The 9,255-nt window shown below is 35.5% G+C and carries 10 protein-coding genes; 6 read left to right on the plus strand and 4 right to left on the minus strand.

The window, feature by feature from the left end; all coding sequences use genetic code 11:
- From ODU55_RS11005 to ODU55_RS11015, 3 genes are all read left to right on the plus strand, one after another.
- Positions 1-287, plus strand: a 287-nt coding sequence (locus ODU55_RS11005) for a transposase (RefSeq protein WP_398582846.1), incomplete at its 5' end; no start/stop codon positions are given.
- Between the two features lie 434 nt (positions 288-721).
- On the plus strand, positions 722-1,087 hold the full coding sequence (locus ODU55_RS11010) for a type II toxin-antitoxin system RelE/ParE family toxin (protein ID WP_398582847.1): 366 nt from the start codon (positions 722-724) through the stop codon (positions 1,085-1,087).
- Positions 1,074-1,349, plus strand: coding sequence for a helix-turn-helix transcriptional regulator (locus tag ODU55_RS11015; protein WP_024403884.1), 276 nt, complete (start codon positions 1,074-1,076; stop codon positions 1,347-1,349). Before ODU55_RS11010 ends, ODU55_RS11015 begins: the two co-directional genes overlap by 14 nt.
- 100 nt (positions 1,350-1,449) lie before the next feature.
- Here the strand turns inward: ODU55_RS11015 and ODU55_RS11020 are convergent, their stop codons facing one another.
- Positions 1,450-2,511: a hypothetical protein gene (locus ODU55_RS11020; RefSeq protein ID WP_105139934.1), complete on the minus strand. Its 1,062-nt coding sequence runs from the start codon at positions 2,509-2,511 to the stop codon at positions 1,450-1,452.
- Positions 2,512-2,953: 442 nt separating this feature from the next.
- Positions 2,954-5,503 carry an SEC10/PgrA surface exclusion domain-containing protein gene (locus tag ODU55_RS11025; protein ID WP_398582848.1) on the minus strand — a complete coding sequence of 850 codons (2,550 nt, stop codon included), beginning with the start codon at positions 5,501-5,503 and terminating at the stop codon, positions 2,954-2,956.
- A gap of 130 nt (positions 5,504-5,633) precedes the next feature.
- On the opposite strand from ODU55_RS11025, the gene ODU55_RS11030 reads away from it, so the two are divergent.
- Positions 5,634-5,975, plus strand: coding sequence for a helix-turn-helix domain-containing protein (locus ODU55_RS11030; RefSeq protein ID WP_398582849.1), 342 nt, complete (start codon positions 5,634-5,636; stop codon positions 5,973-5,975).
- Positions 5,976-6,023: 48 nt separating this feature from the next.
- Here ODU55_RS11030 and ODU55_RS11035 read toward each other — a convergent pair whose 3' ends face one another.
- Positions 6,024-6,536, minus strand: a complete 513-nt coding sequence (locus ODU55_RS11035; protein ID WP_105139937.1) for a hypothetical protein — start codon at positions 6,534-6,536, stop codon at positions 6,024-6,026.
- Positions 6,537-7,273: 737 nt separating this feature from the next.
- Here ODU55_RS11035 and ODU55_RS11040 point away from each other — a divergent pair.
- On the plus strand, positions 7,274-7,588 hold the full coding sequence (locus tag ODU55_RS11040) for a hypothetical protein (protein ID WP_398582850.1): 315 nt from the start codon (positions 7,274-7,276) through the stop codon (positions 7,586-7,588).
- On the plus strand, positions 7,588-8,664 hold the full coding sequence (locus ODU55_RS11045; RefSeq protein ID WP_398582852.1) for a cell division protein FtsK: 1,077 nt from the start codon (positions 7,588-7,590) through the stop codon (positions 8,662-8,664). Before ODU55_RS11040 ends, ODU55_RS11045 begins: the two co-directional genes overlap by 1 nt.
- Positions 8,665-8,968: 304 nt before the next feature.
- On the opposite strand, the gene ODU55_RS11050 is transcribed toward ODU55_RS11045, so the two are convergent.
- A partial coding sequence (locus ODU55_RS11050) for a transposase (protein ID WP_398582851.1) occupies positions 8,969-9,255 on the minus strand: 287 nt, incomplete at its 5' end.

Below are 9,255 nucleotides of genomic sequence, written 5' to 3' on the forward strand. Positions count from 1 at the left end.
GAACGATGACAGCGGAATTATTTATCAAGTGGTATCAGGAGCAGCTATTGCCATCCTTGACAGAACCCCATGTCATCATTATGGATAATGCAGCTTTTCATCCCAAGAAACAACTAGATGAGCTTGCAGTGGCTAAGGGACACTATTTTCTTCCGCCTCCACCTTATTCCCCTGAACTTAACCCAATTGAACGATTCTGGGCTGGATTGAAAAGAAAAGTGGCTGAGTTATTGAGGAGATTTCAATCGGTTCAGTATTCTTTGGAATACTATTTTAAAACTAAGTGACTATATATCATTTTAATTACTAACAGTCCAATTATAGAATATATCTAGACAGCCATTAATGATAAATACCACATCCGCTAAAAATAAATAGAATCCATTCCCGTAGAAACCACAAAAAACACCCATGAGGTAAACTCTTGAGTGCTTTGAAACGTTGATATATCGCGGTATATTAACGTTTACTGAATTGTGAAGCTTTACGTGCTTTCTTAAGACCTGGTTGGAGCATAGTTTGTTTCAACTAATTTCAAAACCTTTTAATATCAACGTTTTCACGGATTTTCAAAACTCAAAATTTCATCCAATTTCAACTAATTTCATTTGAATGGTGTGAATTTTACCCCAAAAATACACGAATTGAGCTAATTTATACCGAAAAGTTCACACCATTGATAATTGCACAAATGAACAATATATGCTATCATGGAGACATAATGAAACATCCAAAATTTGAATTTTACACACGCCCAAATGGGCGGACAGAATTTATCGAATTTCTACAAACCTTACCAACAAAAGACAAGCAAAAACTCCTAGCTACTATCAGCATGATTCAAGAACAGGGGTTGCTAATAGCTCAGCGCATGGAATGGGTTAAGAAGTTAGATAGTGAAATCTTTGAAATTCGCTCTAAGGTATCTAGTAACATTCAACGTGCTCTTTATTTCCATGTCGTCGATGATCGTTTTATCATTACACATGGTTTTACCAAAAAAACACAAAAGACACCTACTGCTGAAATCAAGCACGCTAAGACATTAAAAAAAGAATTTGAGGAGAACAATAATGGCAAACATTAATTTTGATGATTTTTTGAATAAAGAACTGAAAAACGATGACTTCAAATCTGGCTATTTGGCAGAAAAAACTATCTTAGAGAGTGCTCTCGCTGTCTATAATGCACGCCAAAAAGCTGGACTTACTCAACGTGAACTAGCAGAGCTCTCACATGTTCCACAGTCAACCATAGCTCGTATTGAGCGAGGAAACAATACCAGCATCGAAACCATGAGTAAAATCGCTTTCGCTCTCAATCAAGAACTAACTATTAGTATTGGTTAGTTTCATCTTCAATACATCACAATAACAGCACTCCTGTTTGTACTTCAAGAGTGCTGTTTGCTTTTATGTAAGGACATTTTTATGACAAATAATTGCAAAGTTACTTGATGATAAATCTACTTTTCTTCAATAAAATATCAATTGAATTATTAAAACGTTCAGTAAGTGTTAGATAAGCATCTAGACCTGAGCAGACATCTCTGATAGCTTGGTTTAGACTTCTTTCTAACCCGATGCTATTGTTTAGGCTTTGCTTCATAGTTTTTACGGATTCGTTACTTTCTGATATTGCCCCTTGCAGAGGTGAAAAAGAGGTAATAAATGCTTTTAAATCATCAAGATTCTTATCTGAGGTAGCAAATTCATTATCCAACAAACCTGCAGAATTCGATTCGATTATATCCCAAAGTATAGAAAGTTCATTAATATGTTTATCTAATTTTTTACCAAAATTATTTACATGTGTTGCTGCTTTTTTTGTCTCTTTTCTAACGAAGGATGCAGTCCCTGATCCTCCTTTTTTGTTGACTCGTTCAATCTCAGCTCCAGTTTTTGAGACTTCATCTCCCATAGTACCAATGTCTTGTGTCAACTCTGTCATAACCTCTGTAAATTTGCCAGTAGTTTCTTCAATATCTGCCAAAAAATCAATGAAGCCCTTGTCACTCTCCTCAGACAATTCGGTAATATTTCTTTCTGCAAACCAAGGAACATTATTTATATTTTCTGACCTAAGAAAATCTCTTACAGGATTGCTAAACCCAACTTCATTTGAAATAGCACCATATAAGTTTGTTTTCAAATAATTTAATAACTCCTCAAAACGTAAAAAATGGGTATCATAATCCTTAGCTCTATATTGTTTTAAATCAAAAGGAAGCTGAGACAAATCATCTTTTGTTATCACAATAGTCTTCTTGTTAAATGAATGAGCCAAACCGAGCTCATACATAACATTCGGATTCAATCCTGTTAAATCTGCAATTACTATGTCCGACTCATAAATTGGTTGAATGATATCCATTAAAATATTTTGCTGATTCCCCTCATCACCTGCATTAGTAAACTCAAAATCTTCGGAAAACTTTGACTTAAGCATATCATAAACTTCAAAAAATTCATTTTGAAACGGCATAATAACAAATACTTTTTTCTTTACCATATTCACTATCCTTTAAAATATATATTCTACTACACTCCATTATAAAATTTGATTATTTTTGTAAAAGCGTATAAAATTTATTTCTGTGCATAGAAATGATTCCATATCATTTATGAAGCCCAAATTGGGCTAATTATTCCTGAATTTTTCCAACATAGCATCTACTCCTTTCTGTCGAGGATACTTCCTTTGCAAATATCAGCCTATCAAAGTAATATAAACCAACTTCCTAGAAAATCTACATATTCTTATATCTTATTATAGCATTTTTTATTCCATCCTATTGTATTGGAGCAAAAGGCATATGAATTTTTAAATTGTAATAGCATAAATATAGTAATGAGCATAATTAGTATAGCTTAAAATCAAAAAAAGATTAACACTACGAGATGTTAACCTTTTTTTATTTTCCATATTTAGTCTAAAGTCAACTGGAAATCAATCACTTCCGTTTTCGAGCCACTGGCGCTAGTCCTAACAAACCAACTCCGATAAAACTCATTAGGCTGAATGTATCACCTGTTGACGGCAACGTCTTAGTTGCTGGCTGAGAGGTTTTCTGAGTCGTCAAAGCCTTTGTGCTTGCTTGGGTAGTCATAGCAGCTGCTTTAGGAGCAACAGACTTGTTAGAATCTGTATAACCTACTACTTTTCCAGTTTCATCTACAACAGGAACAGGTGTTCCATTATTGTCAATGATAGCCTTGTATTCTGCGTCCAAACGTTCTTTAAGTTCTTTAGCAGCTACTTCTTCAAGGTAAGCATTGTAAGCATTCAAAAGGGCAGTGTAGTTTTCTTCACTAATCGTTTGAGTCGCTTTCAAATCTGCAAGGAGAGCCAATTCTTTATTAAGAGCTTCTACTTTGCTTGTCAAACTTGCGTTAGCTTGATCATATTTGCTTTGTGCTGCTGCCAACAAGGCAGGTGCATTTTGCAGATTAGCTAGAGTAGTTTTTGCTATTGCCAATAATTGTTTTGCAGTTACTAGTTCATTTTCAAGAGCTGTAATCGTAGCTTTTGATGAAGCAACTTGATTTTTCAAATTGTTCAAAGTAGCTACTTCTGTTGCCAACTCTGATTTTGCTGTTGCGAGTGCTGCTTCTTTTTCTGCAAGAACTGCTTTAGCAGCTGCCAATGTTGCTTGTTTTTCTTGAATACTTGCGTTCAAGTTAGCCACGGCTTCATTTGCAAGCCGAAGAGTTTCTTGCGCAGTTGCGAGAGTTGCCTGAGCTGTCGCCAATTTAATACGAGCAGCAGGTGCTTGTTCCGCAGTTGCAAGAACTTTAGAAAGTTCTGCTTGCGCAGTTGCGAGAGTTGCCTGAGCTGTTGTATTTGTATCTTTGGCAGTAGCAAGAGCATTCTGTGCTTTCTGGTTGGTAGTCAACGCAGTATTGTAAGCAGATTGTGCCTGTTCGTAAGTGCTACGGATAGTCGCGCTATCATTTGGATTAGCGATAGCTGTGGTACTGAAGGTATTCCCTGTAAATAACGAATTAGAGTCAACATCATTTACGTGTACGCTTGTCGCACCAGCTACGGATGAAATATCGACACCGATATAGCTGGTAGTTACACCAATATCATCCACACCAGCGATTGAGCGGGCATGCAACCACTCACGGCCATTATAAAGGAATTCCACCATAGATTGGTAAATCAATGATTTTAGGTGATCCAGATTGGTGGATGTTGTTGTACGAGACCAGGTATTCAAGTTTTCCCCAACTGCAACATTGAAACGGTCACCAGTTGTATCAAGGGCATTGTCATTGTGACTTCCTTCAACAATACTTGTCCATCCATAGTTATCTGAAACATAAATGTCTGTTACCATGTCAGCAACAGCTACACTACTTGTAGTTACAGCAGTAAGAGGTGTTCCAAACTTAGCACGAACCTGGTTCATAAGGTCAGAAGCAAATAGAGACAATTCTGTAATCGTAGCTTCTGAAAGATTGTTTACATCAGAAATAGTCACCAATTTGTCATTTGCATTCGATTTGTAAGTGTTAGCGGCACGAAGGGAAGCATTCAGTGCTTTGAGTTCAGCAACAGCAGCCGCACGGTCATATTGTCCTTTGAGACCAAGTTCATAGTTTTTCAGTGCTTGTACATATTCATCTGATACAAAAATGGTATTAATTGAGTCATAATCCGCTTTTGCAGTTGCCAAAGCGCTTGTAGCAGAATCCAAGGTCGCTTGTGTGCTCGTTGCAGTTGATTGAGCAGCTTCCAATGTTTCCGCTGCTGTGGTTGCTGCTTTTTGTGCAGATGTTACAGCTCTCTCTTTTTCAATGATAGAGATTGCACGTGCAGCGTCTGTTTCAAGAGCAGAAGCCAATTCATCTTGTGCAGTAGATACCGCAGTTTCAGCGGTTGTAACATTGTTTTGAGCGGTTTCCTGAGCTGCAATCACCTTGCTTGCACCTGTTCCGTCAAGACTAGCTTGGGCAGAATCAACAACTACTTGTGCTGAAGTTACCTCTGCTTGTTTAGAAGTAACATTTTCTTGTGCAGAAGAAACAACTGCTTCCTGTGTAGCAATAGCCGCTTCTTGTTCACTTACAACATTTTGTGCGTTAACGATAGCTTGTTCAGTTTCTGTCACTTTGGCTTCAGCTTCAGTTACCGCTTGTGATGCAGCAGCGATATTTTCATCAGTTGCATTTTCTGCAATTGACTTCGCTGATGTTAATTCTTCTTTGGCTGTCGTTACGGCAACCGCTTCTGTATTGACCGCATGTTGCTGTTTTTCAACAACTGCTTCCTGAGTTGCGACCGCAGTATTAGCCGCATCCAATTCGGATTTAGCTTGTTCTACTTCTTCTTTTGTAGGTACTGATATAGTTTCTGTGTTTTGTGTAGTAACCTCAGCACTCTCCACAACTGTTTCCGGAACATTAGTTGTGTCTACTTCTTCTGCCTGCACTACCACTCCAGTTGATGCAACTAACGGCACCAATAAGCTATTAAGGATTATCTTCTTGTTCATATTGTTCTCCTATATTTTTATTAAAGCTATTATACCACAAATTGTCCTCTAGAGTCTATTTTTATAGTCCTTTTAAGACCTTTCAACTGTCCTTAAAAACATATATCCTTAGATAATAGGAGGACAGGAAATGACCCTTGATCAATACGTTGCAAAACAAGTACAAAAGTTAAGAAAAGAATTTCAACTGACACAAGAGCAATTAGCCGAAGCAGCCAATATCGATGTGTCTTCGATCGCAAAAATTGAACGAGGAGAACGTTCAAACATCAAGATTAACACCTTAGAAAAATTAATTGGCGCCTTCAACATTTCAACAACAACTTTCTTCAATGACTATCAAGCAATCGACAAACCAACAGAGCCCTTACTTGATTCCTTGCAGACAAACTTATCAAATCTAAGCAGTAATAAACGCAAAGAGTATTTATTAATTTTCGATGCAATTCTAAAAGCCGGGGAAAATGATTAGTAGCAAATACACATAAACGAGCAGTGTGATACTGCTCATTTTTTATTGTTAAAAATCAGTAAGAATGTCATCAACCCACTCTGCATATGCTTCTGCGACTTCGTAAGAATGTCTATCCTCTAAAAGCAATTTATCAACAAAACAGTTCAATTTTTTATTAAGTTCATTTTTATTATCTAAAAAATAGATTCTAGCAAGCGCATAAGTAGTTAATCTGTCAAAATCTGGGTACTTTCTTCTCAGTAACTTTGCAAATCTTCTGTACAATTTAGAATTTGGATTATGAACTATTAAATCAAGAGTGTTTTCAATTAGTTCAAAACAAAAATGATCATCAAAAAAATAGAATTCAAGTAGTGTATCAATTTCGAGAATCTCTAAAAAGAGAGGCAAGTATATAATTTTGATATTATTCTTGGCATGAATAACTCTTGAAACCGTGGATATAGAAATTCGTATTTCTCTATCTTCAAAAGTATTTAACATTAATTTTTTTTCTTTCATTTGATTTCTAATTTGTTGACCTAATTTTTTTAAATATAATTGTTGAATCACTTTCATAACAAGACCTTTCTATTGATTTCGAATAATAAAAAAACACTTTTCATTTAAGAAAAGTGTCATAAAACAATTAATTTAATATTTAAGAATTTGCAGTTTAGTATTCAAAAAAATATTTCATTCGCTCAGTTTTTCTGAGCTTATCAATCGTAAGTTTCTCATAATTTTCACTCCTTTCTTTCCAAGAAAAACAAAAAAAGCCCTTCAAGAATCCGTTTCAGAGCATGACAAAAAAGCCATGATTGCGACCTATTTTTTTAGGTCTACTGGAACGCTCCTAAAGAGCAAATAATGTCTCCTCCTATGTTATTTCACTGGAAGTACCCTTCCAATGAATAACACAATCATCGTCATAATAGCATGCAGGCTGAACATAAGCCGAAAAACGAGCCATAGCCTTGTACCCATCTGTTTTCCTTGCTCAATAACCATGATCAACTAACCAACAAGAACACCTTCGGTCTTCTCTTTAACAGCTAATCAATCTACCATCACAGGTTTTTTCACAACACACGTGTGCTGTAGCATGAATGGCGATGCTGTAATAAATAATATTTACACTAATAATTATAGCTGTGAAAAAAAAATTAGCAATAGCAAATTCGGTATCATACAGAATTTTAGAAATTTGCAGTCCCACTGCAAATTTCTCAATACATCGAAATAGAAATTCTCTCATGTAGTACAATGACAATGTCGAGGCCAAGACAAAAAATATGAATTACGAGGACACGAATATGAAACGTAAAAATAAACAAAATGGTTACTCTGCAACAATTGCATCTGAGTATATCGATCTTAAACAAGCAATTTATAATATTAGTACAAAACTAGAACCTGTATTAAAATTTGAAAACAAAAGACCGACAGGTGAAATTATCGCGTACCGAGCTTGGTTTACTCAAAAAGGGCTACCTCCATTTTCTGTGAAATTTACTTCCGATATTGACCTACCAGATTATTTGTCTATCATTCAATTTGAGGATTTACAAGCTTGCGAAGTAGGAAACAATGTCTATTTCAAAGCAAATAATCTAAAAGAGATTAAATGATGAAGAATAAGCAATTAGAGCAATATCTCCTCCAAAGCCTCAATATGGCTTTGGGGAGCTTGATTCAAGGCGAAACAAGTTACTCAAATAGTTTTTCCATTAGTGTTCAGGAGGAAGGTTTCCTGTTTATTCCAAGGATGCCTGCAAGCTTTATTATAGATGATAGTCTTTATCAGAAAATCTACCTTATAGCAAATGCTACACTATTCCCCCGATACACTCTACTGAAACAAAATTCCGCTTATTTCATAGCACTTGAATCAGATGATATACATACAAAAAGAGGTCTGTTCTTCCCTTGGGTTGTTGGAATTTCTGAACGACTGATTATCCCAAATTTGGAAGATTTTGTTCAAAAACAGGATAATAGCATCATTACTATAATGAAGAACCTCAAAATTAACTATGAAAATGTGACATCGATTGCGATTGCAGGAAATTCCGGATCTGGAAAATCTTATACACTCACTTACTTTTTAACACTACTAAAAAATTTCTCCGATTTAATAATCGTTGATCCAAAGTTTGATATACCCTCGAGATGGGCATTTCAATACAATGTACCATTCATCTATCCAAGTTTTAGTCGCTCTAAATCTGATTTTGTATCTCAAGTCAATGAAGAACTCAGCACTTGCTTAAATATTATATATGAACGACAAGAAATACTTTTTACCAATCCAAATGAAGAATTTAAGCACATCACAATTGTAATCGATGAAGTTCTGGCATTGTCAGAAGGTGTTAACAAACAGATACGCGATTCCTTTTTCTCATTAATGACACAGATTGCATTACTAGGTCGTGCTACAAATGTTCACTTGTTACTAGTTAGCCAGCGATTCGACCATAATACCTTACCTGTGGCAATTCGAGAACAGCTGAATGTACTGATCCAAGTTGGAAACATCAACAAAAAAACTACGCAGTTTTTATTTCCTGATTTAGATCCCGAAGGTATTGTTATACCGATTGGAAAAGGTACGGGTTTAATTCAAATTATTGATAACGAAACCCCATACCAAGTTCTCCCCTTACTATGTCCAACCTATTTTACAAAGAAAGGAATACTTTAATGCCTACAAAGTTTAATTACTATCATAAAGCTTTCAATATTGTTATTTTATTACTGAAAATATCATTGTTAAGTTATCTTATCAAGATGATATTAAAACAAATAACAATCCAAAACATAGACAACTTATTCTTTTTAGGTAACACAAAACTCTTTTATTATATCAGACCACTCATTGAAAGTGAAGGAATATTTAATAGGATTCAATCAGTAACAGTATCTCTAATCATTATATCGTTATTAATCGAGATACTCCTGAGAGTTTTCAAGGATTCACCTAAAAATTTGATTATTTCAATCTATAGCTATTTAGTTTTAAAATAGTATTCCAAAGAATACTCAACCGATTGAAATCTCCTCAATAACTCAGCCACTTTTCTTTTCAATCCAGCCCAGAATCGTTCAATTGGGTTAAGTTCCGGGGAATAAGGTGGAGGCGGAAGAAAATAGTGTCCCTTAGCCACAGCAAGCTCATCTAGTTGTTTCTTGGGATGAAAAGCTGCATTATCCATAATGATGACATGGGGTTCTGTCAAGGATGGCAATAGCTGCTCCTGATACCACTTGATAAATAATTCCGCTGTCATCGTTC

This window comes from Streptococcus sp. 2022WUSS037 (genome assembly GCF_044427225.1).
Lineage (GTDB): Bacteria > Bacillota > Bacilli > Lactobacillales > Streptococcaceae > Streptococcus.

Coding starts and splice junctions, on each gene's coding strand:
- ODU55_RS11045 (WP_398582852.1), top strand. CDS start 7,588: ATGAAGAATAAGCAATTAGAGCAATATCTCCTCCAAAGCCTCAATATG.
- ODU55_RS11030 (WP_398582849.1), top strand. CDS start 5,634: ATGACCCTTGATCAATACGTTGCAAAACAAGTACAAAAGTTAAGAAAA.
- ODU55_RS11035 (WP_105139937.1), bottom strand. CDS start 6,536: ATGAAAGTGATTCAACAATTATATTTAAAAAAATTAGGTCAACAAATT.
- ODU55_RS11025 (WP_398582848.1), bottom strand. CDS start 5,503: ATGAACAAGAAGATAATCCTTAATAGCTTATTGGTGCCGTTAGTTGCA.
- ODU55_RS11020 (WP_105139934.1), bottom strand. CDS start 2,511: ATGGTAAAGAAAAAAGTATTTGTTATTATGCCGTTTCAAAATGAATTT.
- ODU55_RS11015 (WP_024403884.1), top strand. CDS start 1,074: ATGGCAAACATTAATTTTGATGATTTTTTGAATAAAGAACTGAAAAAC.
- ODU55_RS11010 (WP_398582847.1), top strand. CDS start 722: ATGAAACATCCAAAATTTGAATTTTACACACGCCCAAATGGGCGGACA.
- ODU55_RS11040 (WP_398582850.1), top strand. CDS start 7,274: ATGAAACGTAAAAATAAACAAAATGGTTACTCTGCAACAATTGCATCT.